This window comes from Micromonospora sp. WMMD737 (genome assembly GCF_049179055.1).
Taxonomy (GTDB): domain Bacteria; phylum Actinomycetota; class Actinomycetes; order Mycobacteriales; family Micromonosporaceae; genus Micromonospora; species Micromonospora reichwaldensis.
The window spans coordinates 5668203-5688795 of record NZ_JBMHMH010000001.1 but is presented as its reverse complement, the minus strand read 5'-3'; the positions used below and the strand labels follow the sequence as shown (position 1 = coordinate 5688795).

Annotated in this window: 18 protein-coding genes; 9 read left to right on the top strand and 9 right to left on the bottom strand. The window is 74.0% G+C overall.

The window, feature by feature from the left end:
• Window positions 1–8 precede the first annotated feature (8 nt).
• From ACN27A_RS25270 to ACN27A_RS25245, 6 genes are read right to left on the bottom strand one after another with little or no spacing between them, the layout of a single operon-like run.
• On the bottom strand, window positions 9–986 hold the full coding sequence (locus ACN27A_RS25270; protein ID WP_421457107.1) for a zinc-binding dehydrogenase: 978 nt from the start codon (window positions 984–986) through the stop codon (window positions 9–11).
• 46 nt (window positions 987–1032) lie between these two features.
• Window positions 1033–1809, bottom strand: a complete 777-nt coding sequence (locus ACN27A_RS25265; RefSeq protein WP_421457106.1) for an ABC transporter ATP-binding protein — start codon at window positions 1807–1809, stop codon at window positions 1033–1035.
• Entirely contained in the window at window positions 1806–2825 is a 1020-nt protein-coding gene (locus ACN27A_RS25260; protein ID WP_421457105.1) for a FecCD family ABC transporter permease, read from the bottom strand. The genes ACN27A_RS25265 and ACN27A_RS25260 overlap by 4 nt, the downstream gene beginning before the upstream one ends.
• On the bottom strand, window positions 2822–3811 hold the full coding sequence (locus ACN27A_RS25255) for a FecCD family ABC transporter permease (protein WP_421457104.1): 990 nt from the start codon (window positions 3809–3811) through the stop codon (window positions 2822–2824). The genes ACN27A_RS25260 and ACN27A_RS25255 overlap by 4 nt, the downstream gene beginning before the upstream one ends.
• Window positions 3801–4616: a siderophore-interacting protein gene (locus ACN27A_RS25250; RefSeq protein WP_421457103.1), complete on the bottom strand. Its 816-nt coding sequence runs from the start codon at window positions 4614–4616 to the stop codon at window positions 3801–3803. The genes ACN27A_RS25255 and ACN27A_RS25250 overlap by 11 nt, the downstream gene beginning before the upstream one ends.
• The gene (locus ACN27A_RS25245; protein ID WP_421457102.1) at window positions 4613–5614 is read right to left on the bottom strand and encodes a hypothetical protein; all 1002 of its coding nucleotides are present in this window, start codon (window positions 5612–5614) and stop codon (window positions 4613–4615) included. The genes ACN27A_RS25250 and ACN27A_RS25245 overlap by 4 nt, the downstream gene beginning before the upstream one ends.
• Before the next feature lie 104 nt (window positions 5615–5718).
• Between ACN27A_RS25245 and ACN27A_RS25240 the strand changes: the two genes are divergently transcribed.
• Both ACN27A_RS25240 and ACN27A_RS25235 read left to right on the top strand, forming a co-directional pair.
• Window positions 5719–6570: a helix-turn-helix transcriptional regulator gene (locus ACN27A_RS25240; protein WP_421457101.1), complete on the top strand. Its 852-nt coding sequence runs from the start codon at window positions 5719–5721 to the stop codon at window positions 6568–6570.
• A 181-nt stretch (window positions 6571–6751) separates the two neighbouring features.
• Window positions 6752–7147 carry a RidA family protein gene (locus ACN27A_RS25235; protein ID WP_282313121.1) on the top strand — a complete coding sequence of 132 codons (396 nt, stop codon included), beginning with the start codon at window positions 6752–6754 and terminating at the stop codon, window positions 7145–7147.
• Window positions 7148–7224: 77 nt separating this feature from the next.
• Here ACN27A_RS25235 and ACN27A_RS25230 read toward each other — a convergent pair whose 3' ends face one another.
• Genes ACN27A_RS25230 through ACN27A_RS25220 form a run of 3 tightly spaced genes read right to left on the bottom strand, consistent with a single transcriptional unit; the run spans window position 7225 to window position 12046 of the window.
• A complete protein-coding gene (locus ACN27A_RS25230) occupies window positions 7225–9099 on the bottom strand; it encodes a BTAD domain-containing putative transcriptional regulator (protein WP_421457100.1) in 1875 nt (624 codons plus the stop codon).
• A gap of 41 nt (window positions 9100–9140) precedes the next feature.
• Window positions 9141–10691 carry an amino acid adenylation domain-containing protein gene (locus ACN27A_RS25225; protein ID WP_421457099.1) on the bottom strand — a complete coding sequence of 517 codons (1551 nt, stop codon included), beginning with the start codon at window positions 10689–10691 and terminating at the stop codon, window positions 9141–9143.
• On the bottom strand, window positions 10688–12046 hold the full coding sequence (locus ACN27A_RS25220; protein WP_421457098.1) for an MFS transporter: 1359 nt from the start codon (window positions 12044–12046) through the stop codon (window positions 10688–10690). Before ACN27A_RS25220 ends, ACN27A_RS25225 begins: the two co-directional genes overlap by 4 nt.
• A 768-nt stretch (window positions 12047–12814) precedes the next feature.
• Between ACN27A_RS25220 and ACN27A_RS25215 the strand changes: the two genes are divergently transcribed.
• The 7 genes from ACN27A_RS25215 to ACN27A_RS25185 are packed head-to-tail and all read left to right on the top strand — an operon-like array spanning window position 12815 to window position 20584.
• A complete protein-coding gene (locus ACN27A_RS25215; protein WP_151453764.1) occupies window positions 12815–13063 on the top strand; it encodes a phosphopantetheine-binding protein in 249 nt (82 codons plus the stop codon).
• Window positions 13060–16254, top strand: a complete 3195-nt coding sequence (locus ACN27A_RS25210; protein WP_421457097.1) for a non-ribosomal peptide synthetase — start codon at window positions 13060–13062, stop codon at window positions 16252–16254. The genes ACN27A_RS25215 and ACN27A_RS25210 overlap by 4 nt, the downstream gene beginning before the upstream one ends.
• On the top strand, window positions 16251–16976 hold the full coding sequence (locus ACN27A_RS25205; protein WP_421457096.1) for an alpha/beta fold hydrolase: 726 nt from the start codon (window positions 16251–16253) through the stop codon (window positions 16974–16976). Before ACN27A_RS25210 ends, ACN27A_RS25205 begins: the two co-directional genes overlap by 4 nt.
• Window positions 16973–17713, top strand: a complete 741-nt coding sequence (locus tag ACN27A_RS25200) for an SDR family NAD(P)-dependent oxidoreductase (RefSeq protein ID WP_421457095.1) — start codon at window positions 16973–16975, stop codon at window positions 17711–17713. Before ACN27A_RS25205 ends, ACN27A_RS25200 begins: the two co-directional genes overlap by 4 nt.
• Window positions 17710–18990, top strand: coding sequence for a glutamate-5-semialdehyde dehydrogenase (locus ACN27A_RS25195; RefSeq protein ID WP_421457094.1), 1281 nt, complete (start codon window positions 17710–17712; stop codon window positions 18988–18990). Before ACN27A_RS25200 ends, ACN27A_RS25195 begins: the two co-directional genes overlap by 4 nt.
• Window positions 18987–19256, top strand: a complete 270-nt coding sequence (locus ACN27A_RS25190) for an acyl carrier protein (RefSeq protein WP_151453759.1) — start codon at window positions 18987–18989, stop codon at window positions 19254–19256. Before ACN27A_RS25195 ends, ACN27A_RS25190 begins: the two co-directional genes overlap by 4 nt.
• Window positions 19253–20584 (top strand): TrpB-like pyridoxal phosphate-dependent enzyme, encoded by a 1332-nt coding sequence (locus ACN27A_RS25185; protein WP_357576632.1) that lies wholly within the window; start codon window positions 19253–19255, stop codon window positions 20582–20584. The genes ACN27A_RS25190 and ACN27A_RS25185 overlap by 4 nt, the downstream gene beginning before the upstream one ends.
• Window positions 20585–20593: the final 9 nt, after the last annotated feature.

The following is a 20593-nucleotide window of genomic DNA, read 5'->3' as shown; positions in this document are numbered from 1 at the left end:
GCGCCGGGTCAGCGTGCGACGGTCAGCACCACCTTGCCGAGCGCCCGGCGTCCCTCCAGGTCGGCGTGCGCGGTGGCGGCGTCGGCCAGCGGGTAGGTCGAGACCAGCGGTCGCCACCAGCCCTGCCCGGCCAGCTCCAGCGACCGGGCGGCCAGCGCCGGGATGCCGCCGGGCAGGGCGCGGAGCCGCTGACCCAGCCAGCCCACGGTCAGGCCCCGGCCGATGATGTCGCCGGTGTCGATCCGGGTCGCCTCGCCCGCCGACCAGCCGAACATCATGAACCGCCCGCCCGGCCGCGTCAGCTCCAGGGCGGCCCGGCCCACCGCGCCGCCCACCCCGTCGTACACCAGGCTCAGGCCGCCGACCCGGTCCCGCACCGTCCCGACCCACTCCGGGCGGCCGTAGTCCACCACGAGGTCCGCGCCCAGCTCGCGCAGCTTCGCCGTCCGGTCGGCCCCGCGCGCCGCCGCCACCACGGTGGCGCCGGTCGTCCGCGCGGCCTGCGCCAGCAGCCAGCCGACCCCGCCGGCCGCCGACGGCACGAAGACGACGTCGCCCGCCGTCGGCGGCTCCAGATCGAAGACCCCGAGGGCGGTACGGCCCGTGCCGACCGCTGCCACGGCCTCGGCGTCCGTCAGCCCCGGCGGTACGGCGTACAGCGAGCCGACGTCGGTGACCGCCTGCTCGGCGTACCCGCCCGGCACCATGCCCAGGTGCGCGACGACCCGCCGCCCGCGCCACGCCCCGTCCACGCCCTCGCCCAGCTCGTCGACGACGCCGGCGACCTCCCGGCCGGGGACGGTGGGCAGGTCGGGCAGCGGGAGCGGGCCGCCGGCCTCGCCCCGGCGCAGGGTCGTGTCGAGCAGGTGCACGCCGCTGGCCGACACCGCGATCCGGACCTGGCCGGGGCCGGGTGTCAGGTCGGGCAGGTCGTCGAGCACCAGGTTTGCGGGGGGACCGAACTCGTGAAGCCGAATGGCACGCATGCCCCCATCCGACAACCTCAATCCCGCTTCAGGTCAACCCCCGGAGTCAGACGGTCGGCACCACCATCGGGGTTCCCGTCGCCGGGTTCGGCATCACCAGGCTCGGCAGGTCGAACACCTCGCGCATGAGGGCGGCGTCCACCACGTCGGCCGGCGGCCCCTGCGCGACGATCCGGCCGTCCTTCATCGCCACGACGTGGTCGGCGAAGCGGCACGCCTGGTTGATGTCGTGCAGGACGGCGACGATCGTGCGCCCCTCGTCGCGCAGCCGCGCGAAGAGCGCCAGCAGCTCGTACTGGTGGGTGATGTCGAGGAAGGTGGTGGGCTCGTCGAGCAGCAGGTACGGCGTCTCCTGCGCCAGCACCATCGCGATCCAGACCCGTTGCCGCTGGCCCCCGGAGAGCTCCTCGACGGGCCGCTCGGCGAGGTCCGTGACGCCGGCCACCGCCATGGCCGACCGGACGGCTTCCTCGTCGGCGGCCGACCCGGTGGCGAGCAGGGACTGGTGCGGGTACCGGCCCCGGGCGACGAGCCGCCGGACGACGATGTTCTCCGGAGCGACGAGGCCCTGGGGCAGGAAGCCGACCTGACGCGCGAACCGCTTCGGCCGGTGCTCGGCGACGTCCCGGCCGTCGAGGCGGATCGTGCCAGACGAGGGCGTGAGCAGCCGGACGAACGCCTTCAGCAACGTCGACTTCCCGCACGCGTTGGGCCCGACGATCGCCGTGAACGCACCGTCCGGCACGGCCAGGCTCACCCGCGACGACACCACCCGCTCGCCGTAGCCGAGCGTGACGTCCTCCGCGGTCAGGCGGCTCTTCACCGTCGTTTCACCTCCATACCGAGCAGCCAGATGAGATAGCAGCCGCCGATGGCCGTGGTGACCACGCCGACCGGCAGCGCGACCGGCGCCAGCAGCACCTGCGCGACGAGGTCGGCGGCCAGCAGCAGCACCCCGCCGGTCAGCGCCGCCGGCACCAGGGGCACACCGGCGGCCCGCGCGAGCCGCCGGCCGATCTGGGGCGCGGCGAGGGCGATGAACACCACCGGCCCGGCGATCGCGGTCACGGTCGCGGTGCAGCCGACGCCGGCCAGGACCATCAGCAGCCGGAGCCGCCCCAGGCGTACGCCGGTGGTGCGGGCGACCTGGTCGCCCAGCGCCGCCTGGTGCATGGCGTGCGAGATCGCGACGAGCAGCAGCACGAACAGGCCGATGACGGCGAACGGGAGGCGGACCTCGGCCCAGTCGACACCGTTGAGCGAGCCGGCGCTCCACCCGGTCGCGGCGAGCGCCACGTCGATCTCGGCCCGCAGGACGATCCAGGAGTTGAGCGCCGTCAGCATCGCGTTGACGGCGATCCCGACGACGATCAGCCGGAGGCCGCTGAGCCCGGAGTCCAGCGACAGCACGTAGATGACCGCGGCGGCCAGCAGTCCGCCGGCCACCGAGCCCGCCGCGAGTTGCCCGGCGGTGCCGTTCAGCACCGTGATCGCCACCAGCGCCCCGGTGTACGCGCCCGCGTCGAGGCCGATGACGTCCGGGCTGCCCAGCGCGTTGCGGGTCAGGTTCTGGAAGACCGCCCCGGCGAGCCCGAGGGAGGCGCCGAAGACCAGCGCCGCGGCCACCCGGGGCAGCCGCCACTCCCGGATCACGAAGGCGGACTCGCCGCCCCGGGTCAGCGCGGTGAGCACCTCCGCCGGGGTGGCCCAGTCCTGCCCCTGGCAGAGGCCCAGCAGGGCGAGGGCCGCGGCGACCACGACGAGCGCCGACGTCACGGCGGCCGTACGTCGTTCGACCTCGACCACGACCGGCCCCGCCCGCAGCGTCAGCGTGCTCACAGTGCCGCCGCCCCGTAGCGACGGACGGCCCAGATCAGCACCGGACCGCCCAGGAACGCCGTGACGATCGACACCGGCACCTCGCCCGTGGGCAGCAGGATCCGCGACCCCACGTCGGCGGCGAGCAGCAGGAACGGGCCGAGCAGCATCGAGTACGCCATGATCCAGGGAATCGAGTCGACGGCGAGCCGCCGCGCGAGGTGCGGCACCATGAGGCCGACGAACGCGATCGGCCCGGCGACGGCCGTGGCGACTCCGGTGAGCAGCGTGACGAGCACCAGGACGGTGACCCGGATCCGCGTCACGTGGGCGCCGAGCGCGTGGGCGACGCTCTCGCCGAGCGCCAGCGCGTTCAACGGCCGGGCCGCGACCATCGCGGCGACCAGGCCGGCCACGGTCACCAGCACCGGCAGCGCCAACGGGGTCTGCTCGGTGCCGGCCATCGCCCCCACCGACCAGAACCGGTACCGGTCGAAGACGTCGGGGAAGGTCAGCCGCAGGCCGAGCGAGACGCCCATCAGGACCCAGCTCAGCGCGACGCCGGCGAGGACCAGCCGCAGCGGCGAGGTCCGCCCGACGGCGTAGACCGCGACCGCCGCGAGGGCGGCACCGACCACCGCGAGGCCGAGCTGACCGGCCTGCGACCCGGCGACGCCCGCCAGGACACCCAGGTTGATCGCGAAACCGGCCCCGGCGGTCACGCCGAGGATCCCGGGCTCGGCCAGCGGGTTGCGGGTCAGCGTCTGGATCAGCACGCCGGCCGCGCCGAGGGCGGCGCCGACGCAGACGCCGAGGATCGTGCGGGGCAGCCGGATGTCGCGTACGACGAGGTGGTCGGTGGTGCCCGCGAAGTCGGTGAGCGCCCGCCACACCTCGGCCAGCGCGACGGGGCGCGCCCCCACGGCCATGCTCGTGCCCGCCGCGACGACGAGCAGCGCGGCGGACACGAGCAGGAGCGTCGCCCGTCGGGGCAGGTCAGTCTTCAAGCCCGGCGGTCCCGCGTTTCCAGTACCCGGTGATCAGCGAGTCCAGGCGGTCCCGGCTCCAGTCACGCAGGGGTCTGATGTCGGTCGCCTCGCCGGCCGCGAAGAGGAAGGTCCGCCCGGCCGGCAGGCGCAGCGACCGTACCTCCTGCGCCAGCGTCGACCCGGTGCCCTCGCGCACCAGCCACGTCACGGCCACCTGGTCGCGCGGCGGCAGCGGGTAGTCCCGTTCGGCGGCGTCGTCGACCTCGGCCACCAGGTGCGCCGACACGTCGGCCGGCGATTCCTCCAGCCACCGCGCGACGGCCGGCAGGGCGGTGGCGTCGACGGCGAGGACGTAGTGGTCGTAGGTGTGCGGGAACGCCTTCGCTCCGGGCGGGCCGGCGATCGTCACCTCGTCGCCCACGGCCGCCGTGGCCGCCCACGTCGAGGCGACGCCGCCGTCGTGCAGCACGAAGTCCAGGTCGAGCTCGTTGGTGGCGGGGTCGTACCGGCGCACCGTGTACTTGCGGGTGGTGGGCAGCGGGCGTGGCCAGTCGAGCATCCCCCGGCCGTCCGGGACGGGGTCGCGGCGGGTGCCGTCCGGGTCGGGGAAGACGATCTTGACGTGGTCGTCCGCCTGGTAGGTGTGGAAGTCGGCGAGGGCCGGGCCGCCGAGGGTCAGCCGCAGCATGCGGGGAGTCAGCTGCCGCCGGGCGACGACCCGCACGCCGCGTACGCCGATCGGGTAGGCGATCCGGGCCGTACCGCTGCCGGAGCGGTGGTGGGCGGCGACCCGGCCTGCCGGATCGTGGCGGTCTACGGTCATGGCGCGAGCAGCGGCGCGAACGCCTTGTCGACGGAGTCGAGGGTCCTGAGGGCCGACTCGTACGTCGCCGCCTCCGTGTACTGCAACCCGAACACCCGGCCGGCCTTGACCGCGGGCAGGTTCTTCCACAGCGCGGAGTCGAGCACCTGCTTCACCGCCTCGGCGGGGGTGCCGTCGGGCTGGAGCGTGTACGTGACGGCGTCGGCCCCGCCGAGGCTCTCCGGCAGTTCCTCGATGGCCGGGTACTCGGTGACGTCGAGCCCGCCCCCGCCCTTCTCCTTGACCTCGCCGTAGTAGGTCACGCCCACGTCCTGGGCGATGTTGGTGCCCCACGACTTGGCGAACTCGCGGTGGAACGTGCCCTTGGAGATGTCGCCGTACGCGCCCACGTGCCCGAACTTGAGGGTGGCGAGGGCGTCGCCGTACTTGGCCTTCAGCTCCCCCGCCTTCTTCTCGTACGCGTCCTTGGCCGCCTGGAAGTGCGCGGTGCGCCCGGCGGCGTCGGACTGGCGGCGGGACAGCTCGCGCCAGGCGTCGGGGACCGTCGGGCCGATCGCCACGACGGGCGCGATGCTCTCGAGCCGCTTCATGTCGATGTCGCCGAGGACCGGCTTCGGCACGCCGATCACGATGAGGTCCGGCTTGGCGGCGGCGATGGCCTCGTAGTTGGTCTCGGCGGCCGCCTCGCCGGCCACCTTGGGCAGCCGGTCGTAGGTGGCCCGGTCCTGCTCGGTCATCATCGCCAGGCCGCGCTTCCAGGTGGAGATCCCCACCAGGGCCGCGTCCGCCTCGATGAGGACCGGCACCGCGTATCCGGTGGCGACGACGCGCTCGGGGTCGACCGGGATGGTGATCTCGCCGTTGTCGGCGGAGAAGACGCGGGTCCCGGCGGAGCCCTCGGACGTCGCGGCGGATTCGGCGCCGTCGGAGCCGCAACCGGTGACCACGGCGAGCGCCAGGGCGGCGGCGGCCAGACGCCAGTGCTGTCGTACGGACATCTACTGTTCCTTCGAGGGGCGGCAAGGGGGTGGCAGCCCCGCTGGGCTGCAAAGCTTAGGCTAGCCTTACCAAACGTTCCGGGATGTCGACGAGAGGTCAACCCATGTCGGGGAGAGGTCAGAGCGTCACCGTCACGGAGTCCCTCGCGGCGGATCCCGTCAGCTGCGAGGAGTTCGGCTACGGCCTCGGCCGGCCCGACGGGATCCTCGTCCTGAGGTACCGCTCGGTGACCCGCCTGGCGTTCGGCGAGAACCGGCAGGACTTCCTGCACCAGCTCTACTGGTCGCCCGACGGCCTGCTCTCCGCCCGGCACGGGCGGCGCACCAGCTTCATCGGCCCCGACGAGGTGTTCTGGGCCCACCGGGCGGTGACCCACGAGGTGCAGGCGGCGGACCGGCAGACCGTCTACCGGATCTGCCTGCGCGAGGTGCCCGCCGCCCTCGACGGGCTGCGGGCCGGCGCCGCCGCCATCGACGCCGAGGCGGCACGGCTCGTCCTCGCGCTCACCGGCCCCGGGTACGACGAGCGGGACGCACTCGACGCCCGCAGCCGCATCATGGCCGGGATCGGCGGCCCGTCCCATCCCGCCGACGACCGGCAGGCCGGCCGGCCCGGCGTCGCGGTGACGGTCGCCATGGCGCTGGCACACGACCCCGGTGACCCCACCGGCCTCGCCGAGTGGGCCGAGCGCCTGCACGTCAGCGTCAAGACCCTGCAACGCGACTTCACCCGTGAGTTCGGCATGTCGTACTCGCAGTGGCGGACGAAGCTGCGCCTGCGTGCCTCGCTGGCGCTGCTGGAGACCCGGCCCGTCGGGGAGGTCGCCCACCGCATCGGCTACGCCAGCCCGTCCGCCTTCATCGCCGCCTTCGCCCGCGAGTACGGCTACACCCCGGGTCGCGCCGCCGCGATGAGGCACACCGCCGACGAGCCCCGAGGGGTCTCCCGCCCGTAGCCCTCCCGGCCCCGCGCCGAAGACACCTCGGGAAGGTTGGGTCGGGCCCTGATCCGGGTACCAGAAGGCACCGGACGAGACGCGTTTCCGGTCCGTCCGGGATCGGGTCCCCCGGGACGACCTTTAGACTAAGGTCACAGTCCGTAATCCGGATTCCCCCGGACAATCGGAAGGACTAGACGTGATCGAGACCATGCAGATGAGGCCGATCAACCCCGAGTCGGTGCCGGAGGCCACGGGCGGTTACCACAACGCGCTGGAGGTCCAGACCGCCGGGCGGATGCTGTTCATCAGCGGGCAGATCCCCCAGACCCGGGACGGGCACGTCCCGGCCACCCCCGAGGCGCAGTGCCGGCTGGTCTGGGACAACATCCGGGCCGTCCTCGCCGACGCCGGCATGGACGTCGACAATCTGGTCAAGGTCACCACGTTCCTGGCCGACCGCCGGCACGCCGACGTCAACACCAAGGTCCGCAACGAGGTGCTCGGCGCGCACCGCCCCGCCCTGACGGTGATCGTCACCGGGATCTTCGACCCGGAGTGGATCATCGAGATCGAGGCTATCGCCGTCGCCTGACCGGCCCGTCCGACGGCCCGCCCGGCGACGACCAGCCGCCGGTAGCCGGGCCGCCGCGCGTGCCCGTTCGGGCCGGCTCACCGGCGCGGCCGGGCAGTCGTGGGGGAATGCTGACCGCGCAGGGCCACGACCTGGTCGCACTCCGGGCTGCGGCCCAGTTCGCGCACGTGGGCGCGGACGAGCTCGGGGATCCGGTAGCGGCCGTCGGGCAGCGCCTCGGCGAGCCCCGCGTCGACCAGGCGTTCGGCGGCGACCTCGGCGGCGGCCATCGGCTGGCCCGACAGCGCGGCGAGGTTCGACACGCTGACCAGGCCACGGTCCAGCCGGCTCAGCAGCCGCAGGGCCCGCAGCGCCACGCCGTCGCCGTCGCCGTACCGGGTCAGCACCCGCACCGCGCCGGCGAGGCAGTCCCGGATCGACATCGACTCGCAGACCAGGGCGTCGAGCCGGGCGGCGGGATCGGCCAGCCGGGCGGCGAAGGCGTCGAGCGACCAGTTCTGCCGTGTCGCCAGCCGGGCGGCCGCGATCCGCAGGGCCAGGGGCAGCGCGTCGCAGCGCCCCACGAGCGTGCGCGCCGCCTCGGGCTCGGCGTCCACCCGCTCGGCGCCGAGGTGGTACCGGAGCATGTCGAGCGCGTCGTCCGCGTCCAGGGAGCCGACGGAGACCCGGGTGGCCCCGTCGAGGGTGGTCATCCCGGAGCGTGAGGTGACGATCAGGGCGCAGCCGACGGGCATCGGCCCGAGGACGCGTACCTGGGCGGCGGTGGCCACGTCGTCGAGGACGACCACGACGCGACGGCCGGTCAACAGGGCCGACCAGCCCGACGCGGGGTGGTCGCCCGTCGGCGACGACAACCCGAGCGCCTCGGCCAGGACCCGCACCGCCCGGGCGGCCTCCGCCGGCCCGTCGGGTGTGCCCCCGCCCATGGGTACGAACACCGACCCGCCCGGGTGCTCCGCGGCCAGCTCGTGCGCGGCGCGCACCGCCAGGGCGGTCTTGCCGGCGCCGGCCAGCCCCTGGACCACGCCCGGTCGCCCGGACCGCACGCCCTTGACGAGCCGGCCCAGCTCGGCCGCCCGCCCGTGCAGGGCCACCGGGTCGGCGGGGAACCGGGAGGCCGGCGGGCTCGACGTGACCACCCGCACGGGTGGGCGGGCCCCGGGGTGGTGCAGCCGCAGCGCCGGATCGTTGCGCAGGATCCGCTGTTCCAGGTCGCGCAGGGACTCGCTGGGCTCGATGCCCAGCTCGTCGACCAGCAACCGCCGCAGGTCGCGGTACGCCCCCAGGGCGACCGCCTGCTGGCCGTCGCGGTACAGGGCGGTCATCAGGTGGGCGTGCAGGCGCTCCCGCAGGGGATGCTGGCTGACGAGCACCTTGAGTTCCGGCAGCAGCATGCCGTGCCGGCCCAGCTCCAGCTCGGCGCCGATGCGGGCCTCGACCGTGGCGATCCGGGTCTCCTCCAGGCGGGCCACCTCGGCCATCACCAGCGGGGTCGGCCGGACGTCGGCCAGCGGGGCGCCGCGCCACAGCGCCAGCGCCGCGTCGAACCCCTCGACGGCGGCGTCCGGCAGGCCGGCCGCGAGATCGGCGTGGGCCTGCCTGATCAGCCGCTCACACTCGCCGATGTCGATCGTCTCCGCGGCGACCACCAGGCGGTAGCCGGGACTGCGGGTGGTCAGGACGCGGCCGTCGCGGTCGTTCAGGGCGCGGCGCAGCCGCCACGCGTACCCGGCGACGAGACCGCTGGCCGAGGCCGGCGGGTTGTCGTCCCAGAGTTCGGCCACCAGTTGTTCGAGCGACACCACCTGGTCGGCCTTGAGCAGCAGCATCGCCAGCAACGCGCGCTGTTTCGCCGACCCGATCCCCCGCCACTGGACGCCGTCGTGGAACTCCACCGGCCCCATCAACCGGAAACGCAGGCGGGCGGGTGGTGCTTGCCGCGGGATGGGCATCTCTGCTCTCGATTCGTGAGCGTGGTGGGAGTCGGTGCCGCTCAGACCAGTCCGACGTCCGCTGCCAGCCGCCGTCGGTCGACCTTGCCGTTGGCGTTGACCGGAAAGAACTCGACCCGGTGGTACCGCGCCGGTGCCATGTAGGGCGGCAGGTGGTCGGCCACCAGCGCCGCCAGGGCCGCCTCCGCCACGGTGTCGCAGGTGTAGAGCGCGTGCAGCTCGACGCCTCCGGCACCGGGCAGCGCCAGGACGACGACGTCGTGCACTGCCGGGTGCCGGCGCAGGACGGACTCGATCTCGCCCAGCTCGATCCGGTAGCCGTGGATCTTGACCTGGTCGTCGAGCCGGCCCAGGTGGACCAGCTCGCCGTCCTCGCGGCGGACCCGGTCCCCGGTCCGGTACCAGCTTGCCGGGCCGGGCGGGCCGTCGACCGGCGTCGACCGGCGGCCGTCGTGGTCGACGAACCGGCCGGGGTTCTGCGTGGGGTCGAGGTAGCCGTCGAACCGCTGGCCGCCCCGCACGCAGAGCTCGCCGTCGTCCCCGGCGGCCCCGTCGGCCGCGAGCAGGACCCCCTCCAGGTGCGGGTGGATGCGCCCGATCGGCACGGTGTCGTTGCTGGTGCGGGGCCACCGCGCCGGATCGGCGGGAAGCTGGTAGCGGGTGCAGGTGACGGTGAGTTCGGTGGGCCCGTACAGGTTCTCCAGGGTGCTGCCCGGCGCGGCGTCCGCCCACGCCCGCGCCTGGGCCAGGGTGAGCTGCTCACCGGCGAAGAGGCTCCACCGCAGGCCCGGCATGCTGCCGGGACGCAGGGTGCGCAGGCGGCGGGCCAGGGAGATCACCGACGGTACGGAGAACCAGTGGGTGATCCCGTTGTCGTTCACGTAGCGGACGGGGGCCAGGGTGTCGCCGGGCGCGGCGACCACCAGCAGCGCGCCGGACGACCAGGCGACGAACATGTCGAACACCGACGGGTCGAAGGTCAGCTCGAAGGTCTGCGACAGCCGCGACCCCGGCCCCACCTGGTAGGCCTGCACGCAGTGCGCGAGGTAGGGGGCGAGGTTGCGGTGCCGGATCGGCACCCCCTTGGGCGTGCCGGTGGATCCGGAGGTGAACAGGGTGTACGCGACGTCGTCGGGGCCGCCGGCGTACGCGTCGGTCCACCGCTCGGCCGGCACGTCGTACCAGCGCTGCTCCGGGGTGTCGGGCAGGTGCAGGACGCCGACCGGCCCGGCCGCCTCGTCGGCCACCCGGCCGCCCGCGTCGTCGGCGAGCAGCGCGTCCACCCCGGCGTGGGCGCAGGTCCGCCGGATCCGTTCCGCCGGTGCGTCGGGGCCGAGCGGCACGACTGTCGCGGCCAGCCGCAGCGCGGCGAGATAGCCGACGTACGCGGCGAGGCTGCGCGACGCGCAGAGCCCGACGACCCGGGGCGGGCGGCCGTGCAGGTCGGCCAGCCGGGTGGCCAGCCGCTCGACCCGGTCCAGGAGTTCGGCGTACGTCAGCTCGTGCCCGGCGACGCGCAGCGCCGGTGCGTCGGGATGCCGGCGGACCGCGTCGGTGAACCCCTGGAGGAGCGTCGGGCCGTCCGCGCTCACCGGGAGCCGCCGGTGGTCGCCGCCTCCGGCAGGTCCCCGCCGTCGTCGGCGGTGCCGGCGCCCCCGCTGTCGTCCGCGTCGCCGGCCGCCGGCGCGGCGGCCGGGCCGTCGACCTCAGCCATGCGCTCCCGGGTGACCACCTTGAAGAACGGGTAGATCAGCAGTACGCAGAGCACCGCGAAGAAGCCGAACGCCACCTGGTAGGAGAAGAACTCGGCGAGGATGCCGGCGAGGATCGCGGCGACCGGGGTCATGCCCCAGGCCACGAGGCGGCTCGCGGCGCTGAACCGGCCGAGCATGTCGGCCGGCACCAGCGACTGCGTGATGAACCGGGAGTTGACCGTCCACATCGTGCCGCCGGCGCCGGCGAGGAACGCCGCCGCGCCGATGGCCCAGGCGCTGGACGGCGCGGCGGGCAGCAGCGCCGGGGCCGCGACGAGGGCGAAGGCGCCGACGATGTCGGTGAACATGGACCAGCGGCGGCCGATCCACCGGTTGACCGGCCCGACGATGACGGTGCCGATCACCCCGCCCGCGCCGAGGCCGGTGAGCAGGAAGCCGTACTGCCGCTCGTCGAGGCCGAGCGGGCCGCCGACGGCGTAGACCGGGATGAGGGCGAGCCACGCCGCCCAGCAGCCGGCCATGATCGCGATGAGCAGCGCCATCGTCCGGAGCAGCCGGTGCTGCCAGAGGAACCGGAGGCCCTCGCGGATGTCCTCGTTGACCGAGCGCTTGCGCTCGGGGGCCGCGACCTTGAAGTTGCCGACCAGCAGGAGCAGCAGGACCGCGCCGGCCACGTAGGCGAACCCGGTGACGCTGAGCGCGAGCCCGAACCCGACCGCCACCAGGAAGCCGCCGATCGGCTGCCCGGCGAAGCCGTTGAACAGGTATTCCAGGGCCGTGATCCGCGCGTTGGCGGTCTCCCAGCGGTGCTTCGGCACGGCCGACGGGACGATGGAGACTCCGGCGATCCCGGCCACCACGTCGGCCAGGCCGATGACCAGGGCGGCGGCGTAGACCAGCGCCAGGGTCGGGCTCGCGGCGAGCACGGCGACGAGGAGCGCGCCGACGGAGACCATCCGGGCGATCTCGGCGCCCATCAGCAGGGCCCGCCGGTCCATCCGGTCGACGAAGACCCCGACGTGCAGCGCGGCCACCAGCCACGGCAGGCTCATGATGGCCGCGACGGCGGTGACCACGACGGGTGATCGACTGATCTGGGCGGCGAGCAGCGGGAGGGCGATCCGGGCCACCGCGTCGGCGATGTTCGTGGTGCCCGTGAAGATGACCAGAATCCATTCGTTTCGCCTGGCTCCGGGCGGATCCGCCTGCGCTGTGGTTTGAGCTGTGGCCACGACAATCCCTCGCACGGTCTTGAATTGGGAGAAGTGAATCGGAACTCCGCCGCGAAGTTCGCACAGCACCCGGACAAACGATAAGGGACCCTTTACCCGGCCGCGCTTGTCAATTAGCTGACACGCAATGCCGAGCGGGTCGGGGACCGATCCCGCACTTCCGCCCCGGCCATCGCCGGCAATTCCGATCGAACCGGTCGCCGGGGCTGAACGGAGTCGCAGGTCATCGGGGTCCGCGCGTTGACAGGGTGGTCGTACGGGTATCGACAGGCGGCTCCAACAATCGCGGAAAGTCCCTTTCGCACCTTATGGGAATACTCTGCGTTGCGCTGGTTGCACCATAGGTCATCCGGGGGAACGTGTCCATCCTCACGTCAGCGGGTCGGCCGGCCTCTCCGGCGGCGACCACGACAGCCCACCGGGACCCGAATAATACGTACGGGGGTTTCTGTCGCCCGGTGCCGCATCTGAGGCGATTACGGCGGCATTGCCGCCCCGCCGGGCACCGCCGCCCCGCCTCCGTCACTGGCCAGCGCCCCTTTTACGCCGTACCCGCCTGGAGCCGGACGGGCTCCGGGGTGCCGCCCGAATCAGCGACCAACGACATTCCATCCCGGGAACATCGAGAGAACATCGGCGCCGGGATGCTCGGACCCGTAGAACTTCCAAGCGCAAATTCAGTCGACCCCCACCTCGATCGGCGCCCGGCTCCCCGCCCGGTTTCCGATCATTGCGGCGCGGCCGACCTCAGGTGAACGGGAAGCAGGGATGACGACTCCAGCTGACCTCGACACGACGATCGCGAAGTACGCGTCGGTGGCCTTCGACGACTCGACCCCCCTGCTGGAGGCCGGCCTCGAATCGCTGTCCCTGCTTCGGCTCGCCGTCGAGCTGGCCGACGACGACGACGCGGAGATCGACGCCACCCGCCTGGTGGACCTCCGCACCGTCGGCGACCTCAAGCAGTGGCTACGCGAGCTGAGCGCCGTGGGCGCCGAGACCGGGGGCGCACGGTGACCACGACGGCCGGGACGCAACCCGCGACGGACACCGGCCCGGTGCGACTGCCGATCACCGAGTCGCAGAAGGGGCTGCTGGTCGTCAACGAACGCTCGCCCGGCCGCGCCGTCTACAACCAGCTCGTCCGCTTCGACATCGACCCGTCGATCCCCGACGAGACGATCGAGCGCGCGCTGGCCACGGTGGTCGCCGTCCAGCCGGCGATGCGCCAGGTCTTCGGGCTGCTCCCGGAGATGCACGCGCGGCTCACCCCGCCGCCGGGTCCGGAGGACTTCCCGCTCGACCGGGTCACGGCCCGGCTGCGCGACTTCGAGGAGGCCGTCGCAGCGGCGCAGCGGCGGATCGGCCGACCCGAGTTCGACCTGGCCAACGGCCCCGCGTACCGCTTCGCCGTCGTCCGCTGCGTCGACGAGCCCCGGGTGGCCGTCCTCCTCTGCGACCACCACATCATCCTCGACGGCGTGTCGATGGGGCCCCTGGTGCGGGACCTCCAGGAGGCACTGGCCGGCCGCCTCGCCGGGGCGGAGGTCGAGCAGCGGCGCGCCGCCCGCGAGAAGGCCTTCGTCAAGGAGCTGGCGGCGCAGAACCGCACCGCCACCTCCGACCGCGTCGTCGACCGGTCCCGGGAGTGGGCGGCCCGGCTGCGGGAGGTCCCGCCCCTGGTGCTGGCCCCCCTGCCCGGCCGCGCCGCGCAGACGGAGTTCACCGGCGACCGGGTCAGTTGGTACCTGAGCGCGGCCGAGACGGCCGCGCTGTCGGAGACCTGCCGGCGGCTGGAGATCTCCCCCTTCGTCTTCTTCTCCGGCATCTACGGGACCGTGCTGGCCCGGCACGGCAACGTGTCCAGCGTCCTGGTCGGCAGCCCGTTCATGGCCCGCCGCACGATCGGCGCCTTCGACCTCGGCGGCTTCTTCGTCAACACGCTGCCGGTCACCGTCGACGTGGAGTGGAGCCGCACCGTCGACGAGCATCTCGGCAAGGTGGTCCGGGAGTCCATCGACTTCTGCCGCGCCAACGTCGACGTCACCTTCAACCGGCTCGTCGCCGACGTACGGCCCGACCGGTCCAGCAACCGCAACCCGCTGTTCTCGGCGATGCTCGCCATGCAGGACACCTTCACGCCCGAACCGGGCGGGGCCGTGCTGCGGGTCCTGGAGCCCGGCAACGGCACCGCCAAGTTCGACCTCTGGCTGGGCGCCACCCCCGTCGACGGCCGCTGGCTGCTCGAACTCGAGTACGACCGGCAGCTCATCGCACCTGTCGTCGCCGACGGGCTGCTCACGTCGCTGCGCGACGCCGTACGCGGGGCGGTCCGGGACGGCTCGCAACGGCTCGGTGACCTCTTCGCCGACGCCTCCGCCGCGGCCAGCGCCCGCTCCGACGGCTGGACCAGCCCGCTGACCGGCGACACGCCGTGGGACTGGGTGACGGCGGCGGCCCGGCAGCGGCCCGACGCCCCCGCGATCGAGGACCCGACCCGCCAGCTCGACTACCGCCAGTTGCTGACCGAGGCCGAGCGGATCAGCGCCGGGCTCGCCGCGCACGGCGTCGGCCCCCGGGCCGTGGTGGGCCTCGCCGCGACGACCCTCTGCGACACGGTGACCGCCATCCTGGCCATCCTGCGCCGGGGCGCGGCGTACCTCCCCCTGGATCCGGGCCTGCCCGCCGAGCGGCTGGAGTACATGGTCCGGCGGGCCGGCTGCGAGTTCGTCGTCGGCGAGGCCCTGGTGCCCGACGTGCCCACGGTCGCGGTGGCGGACCTGGCCGCGACGACGGAGCCGGTACCCGATTCGCTGGCCGACCCCCACGCCCCGATCTACGTGATGTACACGTCGGGCTCCACCGGGCAGCCCAAGGGCGTCCAGATGGGTCACGGCCCCCTGGCCAACCTCACGAGCTGGCAGATCGCGGCCCTCGGCATGGACGCCGAGACCCGCTTCCTCCAGTACGCCCCGCTCGGCTTCGACGTCTCCTTCCAGGAGATCCTGCCGACCCTGGCGGCGGGCGGGACGGTGGTCTCCCGCGAGCCGGCCGACCGGCGGATGTTCACCGCCGTCCTCAGCCGGATCGCCAGGACCGAGGTGACCCACGTCTACCTGCCGGTCGCGGCGCTGCGTCCCCTGGTGCAGACCGCCGCGAGCCGGGGCACCCGGTTGCCCGCGCTGCGCTACCTGTGCGTCTCCGGCGAGCAGCTCATCGTCGACGACGAGATCCGCGACTTCTTCCTCGCCCACCCGCACTGCACCCTGGTCAACCTGTACGGCCCCACCGAGACCCACGCGGTCACCTCGCACCGGCTGTCGTACCGGGACGCGGTGTGGCCGACCCACGTGCCGATCGGCCAGCCGTACCCGCGGGTGAGCGCGTACGTGGTCGACGCCACCGGCCACCTCGCCCCGCCCGGCGTCGCCGGCGAGCTGCTCCTGGGCGGGGACTGCCCCGCCGACGGCTACATCAACGACCCGGAGATCACGGCCGAGCGGTTCGTGCCCGACCGGTTCTCCGGCGCGCCCGACGCGACCATGTACCGCACCGGGGACCTCGTGGTCCGCGACGACCGGGGCGACCTGGTCTTCCTGGGCCGGATGGACACCCAGGTCAAGATCCGGGGATACCGGATCGAGCTGGGCGAGATCGAGGCGGTCGCGAACCAGGTCGACGGCGTCCGACAGTCGGTGGCCGTGGTCCGGGGCTCCGGCTCCGACCGGGAACTCGGGCTGTTCGTCCGCCCCGACGCGGACTCGACAGTCGACCCGGAACAGGTCCGCCAACGGCTGACCACGGCGCTGCCGGTCTACATGCGTCCCCTGTGGATCTTCCCGGTCGACCGGGTCCCGACCACGCCGACCGGCAAGACCGACCGCGACGCCCTGCTGCGGCTCGCCGACGAGCTGCTGGTCGAGCAGCAGAGCGCCGACAGCACGGAGGTCGCGTACGCCGACGACCTGGAGCGGGAGCTGGCCGGGCTGTGGGGCGGGGTGCTCGACGTCGAGGGCATCCGGCCGGACCGCCCGCTCATCGAGTACGGCGCCCACTCGCTGAACATCTTCACCACCCTCGCCGAGGTCCAGGAGCGCTACGGGGTGGCGGTGCCGCTCGTCGACTTCTTCGCCGCGCCCACCGTGGCCACCCTGGCGGGGCTCGTCCGCGCGGGGCGGGGCGGCGACGATGCGGCGGTGACGCCGTGACGACCAGGCTGCCCGGCCGGCTGGTCCCCCTGCTGCGGCGGGGCGCCCGACCGGCGTGCGTACTGCTGCCGGGCGCCGGCGGCGGGCTGCAGCCCTACCTGCGGCTCGCCGCTGCCATCGGCAAGACCCACAACGTCGCGGCCGTACGCGCGGCCGGCCTGCTGCCCGACGAGGAGCCGGAGCTCAGCATCGCCGAGATGGCCGACGCGGCGGCGCATGCGCTGGACGCGGACGGCACCGTCCCGGCGGCCGTCTTCGGCTGGTCCCTCGGCGGCTCGGTCGCCTGGGAGCTGTGCGTCCGGCTGGCCGAGCGGGGGCACCTGCCCGACCTGGTGCTGGTGGACGCGACGCCGCTGCCGCGCCGCGCCACGGCCGAGGAGGACGCCCGGGTCCGCGAGACCGTCGTCGGGATGCTCGGGCCGCGCCCCGCCCCGGCGACCGTCGAGCGGGTCCGGCGGGTCTTCGACACCCAGGTCGCCGCCCTCGCCGACTACCGGGCCGAACGGCCGTACGCCGGCCGGGTGCTGATGCTGATGTGCACCGACGAGGAGTTCGGGTTCCGCGCGGAGGCCGAGGCCCGGTGGCGGGAACTGGCGCCGGAGCTGAGCGCCGGGCGGCTCGACGCGGGGCACTTCGACGTCTTCGACCCCGAGCGCCTGCCGCAGCTCGTCGACGAGGTGACGCCCTTCCTCGGCCGGGCCTCCGGTGCGGTGCTGCGATGAGCCCGCTCGCGGTCGTCAGCGGCGGCACCCGGGGCATCGGGCTCACCTTCAGCCGCCGGCTGGTGAAGCTGGGGCACCGGGTGGTCGCGCCGTACCGGGGTGACGCCGTCGCGGCGGCGTCGGCGGCGGCGGAGCTCGGCGCCGCGTTCCACCCGGTCCGGCTCGACGTCGGCGACGCCGAGGCGGTGGGCGCCGCCGTGGAGACGGTCCTCGCGGAGCACGGCCCGCCGACCGTGCTGGTCAACAACGCGGGCATCAACATCGACCGTCCGTTCCTGGAGATGTCGACCGAGGACTGGCGGCGGGTGCTCGACACCAACCTCTCCGGCGTCTTCCACCTGACCCGGGCGTTCGCGCCCGCGATGCTGGCGGCCGGGCGCGACGGCGTGATCGTCAACGTGGGGGCCACCACCGGCATCCGCCCCCGCCGCAACGGCGTGAACTACTGCGCCAGCAAGGCCGGCCTGCTCCAGCTCACCAAGTGCCTGGCGCTGGAGCTGGCGCCCCGGATCAGGGTCAACTGCCTGATCCCGGGCATGACCGAGACCGACGAGCTGGTGACCCGGTTCCGGCTGGACGACCCGGCCGCCCGGGCGGCGGTGGTCGCGGAGATCCCCCGGGGCCGCATCGGCACCACCGAGGAGATCGCCGACGCCCTGGAGTTCCTCGTCGGGCCGGCGAGTGGATACCTGACCGGGCAGAAGCTGATCGTGGACGGTGGGCAGTTCATGTGGTGACCGATGTGGACGAGATCCTGGACGGCGCGACGCGGGCCCGGGCCGAGCTGCCCCCGCCCGGCGACGGGCGCTACGACCGGTACTGCGAAGCGCTCGCCGACCGGCTCGCCTCCGGCTGGGCCGACGTCCTGGCGGCGAACGCCACCGACGTGGCCCGGGGCACCGAGGCGGGCCTCGGCCCCGAGCTGGTGGACCGCCTGGCGCTCGGCAAGCGCCACCTCGACGCTTTGGTCGACCTGATCGCGCGGACCCGTGCGGCGCTGCCGGCGGTGACCGCGCCGACCGAGGGACACCTGGCCGGCAACGGCGCCACCGTACGCCGGCTGCCCAAGCCCCTCGGCGTGGTTCTGATGATCTTCGAGGCACGGCCGACGGTGACGGTGGAGGGCGCCCTGCTACCGGTGGCGGTCGGCAACGTGGCCGTCCTGCGCGGCGGGTCGGAGATCGCGGCCACCAACCGGGCCCTCGCCGTCGTCGTCGGGCAGGCGCTGGCGGACGCGGGGCTGCCCGACGGCACCGTACGGATCGTCACCGACCCCGACCGCCGGCTGGTGCGGGCCCTGCTGAAGCGGCACGACGCGGTCGACGTGCTGATCCCCCGGGGCAGCCCGACACTTATCGACTACTGCCAGACCAGCTCCACCATCCCGGTCATCGCCAGCGGCGGCGGGGTCAACCACCTCTACGTCGACCGCAGCGCCGACCTGGAACTGGCCGCCCGGATCGCGCTCGACAGCAAGCTGGGCGAGCCCACCGCGTGCAACACCCTGGAACTGGTGCTGGCCCACGCCGACGTGGCCGAGGAGCTGACCCGGGCCCTGCTGCGGGCCGGCGCCGGGCTGGCCGAGCCGTGGCTGCTGCGGGTCGACCCCCGGCTGACCGCCGCCGTGCCCGACGGGGCGCCGGTGGCCGAGCTGACCGCCGCCGACGACGGCCGCGAGTTCCTGGAACGCGCGGTCGGCATCCGGCCCGTCGCCGGCCTCGACGAGGCGGCGGCCCACATCCGCCGCTTCGGTTCCCGGCACACCGAGGGCGTGGTGGCCACCGACCCGACGGTCGTGGACGGGTTCCTGTCCAGGGTGGACGCCGCCGCGCTGGTGGTCAACGGCTCCCTGCGCCTGCACGACGGTCCGACGATGGCCCTGGGACCGGAGCTGTCCATCAGCACGGGCCGGCTGCACGTACGCGGGCCCGTCGACCTGTCCGCCCTGCTGACCTGGAGCTGGGTCGTCGACGCCGGGGGCAGGCTGCGCGGCGCCGGGACGGAGGCGGCATGACGGACCGGTCCCTGATCAACGAGGCGGTGAAACGGCTGGTCGTACGCGAGTCCCGACTCGCGGTCGATCCCGGCACGGTCGACGACCACGAGCCCCTCAACGGCGACCTGCTGCGGGTCAACTCGCTCGGCTTCCTCGGCATGCTCGTCCGGCTGGAGGACGAGCTGGACGTGACGCTGCCGGACGACATCTTCGCCGGGCGGGTCTTCACGACCGTCGCGGACCTGGTCGACGTCGTCGCCGACGTGGTGAAGGAGGAGTCGTGACCGAGACACCCCGGGCCTGGCGCAGCGTCCTGCCGCACCTCGGCTACGAACTGCCCGCGGACGTGACACCGGAGGACACCGACGGCCCGGTGACCGCCACCCTGCCCCTGGAGCTGATCCGGCAGAGCGTGTCGGCCCGGGAGTTCTGGCCGATCCCGGAGCCGGTGGCCGAGCGCTACCGGGCCTACCGGCCCGCGCCGCTGTGGCGGGCCCGCCGCTTCGAGGCCGAGATCGGGGCCACCGTCCCGATCTACGTCAAGTACGAGGGCGGGAACATCTCCGGCAGCCACAAGTTCAACACCGCGCTGGCGCAGGCCCACTACTACCACCGGGCGGGCTTCCGGGAGCTGGTCACCGGCACCGGCGCCGGGCAGTGGGGCAGCGCCCTCGCCGCCGCCTGCGCCGCGTTCGGCATGGCCTGCACCGTCTTCATGGTCGGCGGGAGCCTGCGCGACAAGCCGTACCGGGGCAGCCTGATGCGGCTCTACGGCGCGGAGCTGCACGCCAGTCCCAGCCCGCTGACCGGGGTGGGACGCGCCGCCGCCGAGCGGCCGGGGCAGGGCAACAGCCTCGCGCTGGCCATCGGCGAGGCCGTCGAGTACGCCCGGGCGGATCCCAAGCGGGCGTTCTGCATCGGCAGCGGCGAGACGTACAGCATCCTGCACCAGTCGGTGATCGGCCTGGAGGCGATCGACCAGCTCGCCGCCGTCGACGCCACCGTGGACGCGGTGATCGGCTGCGTGGGCGCCGGCAGCAACTTCGGCGGGCTCGCCCTGCCGTTCTTCGCCGCCTGGCGGGCCGGCGAGCTGGACGTGCCCGCCGACCTGATCGCGGTCGAGTCCAGCGCCACCCCGAAGCTGACCCGTGGGGTGTACGCCTACGACCACACCGACTCCACCGGCACCGGCCCGATGGAGCCGATGTACACGATCGGCAGCGGGTACGCGATCCCCGCGTCGCACTCGGCCGGGCTGCGCTTCCACGGCGCGGCGAAGCTCATCTCCGCCATGCGGCACCGGGACCAGATCTCGGCGTTGGCGGTGGGCCAGCGGGAGGCGCTGACCGCCGGCCGGACGTTCGCCCTGACCGAGCTGGTGCTGCCCGCGCCGGAGTCGGGTCACGCGCTGGCCGCCGCCGCCCGCGTCGCGACCGGGCGCGAGTCCGGGCACCCGGCGCGGCACGGGGTGCTGGTCTGCGTCAGCGGGCACGGCCTGCTCGACCTGGCCGCGTACGACAAGCTCCTCGCCGGTCTGCCCGAGGACCGGCCGGCCGACGCGGACGCGTTGCGGGCGGCGACGGCGTCGCTCCGCGCGGTCCACGAGATCTGAAGGGCGTGA

Bases quoted from the DNA above. Each gene is read 5' to 3' on its own strand.
- ACN27A_RS25270 (WP_421457107.1), bottom strand. From the start codon at position 986: ATGCGTGCCATTCGGCTTCACGAGTTCGGTCCCCCCGCAAACCTGGTG.
- ACN27A_RS25250 (WP_421457103.1), bottom strand. From the start codon at position 4,616: ATGACCGTAGACCGCCACGATCCGGCAGGCCGGGTCGCCGCCCACCAC.
- ACN27A_RS25245 (WP_421457102.1), bottom strand. From the start codon at position 5,614: ATGTCCGTACGACAGCACTGGCGTCTGGCCGCCGCCGCCCTGGCGCTC.
- ACN27A_RS25240 (WP_421457101.1), top strand. From the start codon at position 5,719: ATGTCGGGGAGAGGTCAGAGCGTCACCGTCACGGAGTCCCTCGCGGCG.
- ACN27A_RS25230 (WP_421457100.1), bottom strand. From the start codon at position 9,099: ATGCCCATCCCGCGGCAAGCACCACCCGCCCGCCTGCGTTTCCGGTTG.
- ACN27A_RS25215 (WP_151453764.1), top strand. From the start codon at position 12,815: ATGACGACTCCAGCTGACCTCGACACGACGATCGCGAAGTACGCGTCG.
- ACN27A_RS25200 (WP_421457095.1), top strand. From the start codon at position 16,973: ATGAGCCCGCTCGCGGTCGTCAGCGGCGGCACCCGGGGCATCGGGCTC.
- ACN27A_RS25190 (WP_151453759.1), top strand. From the start codon at position 18,987: ATGACGGACCGGTCCCTGATCAACGAGGCGGTGAAACGGCTGGTCGTA.